The following is a 453-nucleotide window of genomic DNA, read 5'->3' as shown; positions in this document are numbered from 1 at the left end:
GAAGGGCCCGTCCCGGATCCCCGCCCCAGGTTCCGGGCACTCAGCCGACCCCTGGGCGAGGAAATCGCCACCATCATCCGCTCCCTCCATTACCAGGCTCTGGCGGACATCTGCACCCGTGCCTGGGGTATCGCCGGTGGTCGCCGGGTGGGCGATGCCTCGCTGTCCGACTTACAGCGCAGCTCCAGGCGCTTCCAGGCCGTCACCCTCGCGGCAGACGCCCCGCTGGATTTGCTCGCGTTGGCCGTATTGCCCGGCGTCGCAGGCATCGAAGAAGACCGGCGTGCGCCCGGCAAGGTTCCGGTACTGGCCATGCCCGGGCATTCCATCTTTCCCTAGATCAACGCGCTTATCACCCACCGAGGCTGGAACAACACCACAATGCATCTGGAGCCGGGTCTCCTGAAAGATGTCGTCCACCATCTGAGCCCACATGAACCACCTTGGATCACC

The 453-nt window shown here is 65.1% G+C and carries 1 pseudogene; it reads left to right on the top strand.

Going from position 1 to position 453, the window contains the following annotated elements:
* A pseudogene (locus JMV15_RS28000) lies at positions 1–453 on the top strand (ABC transporter ATP-binding protein); the annotation flags it as partial.

The organism is Pseudomonas paracarnis, from assembly GCF_904063055.1.
Lineage (GTDB): Bacteria > Pseudomonadota > Gammaproteobacteria > Pseudomonadales > Pseudomonadaceae > Aquipseudomonas > Aquipseudomonas paracarnis.
This window is presented reverse-complemented; position numbering and strand designations above follow the sequence as displayed.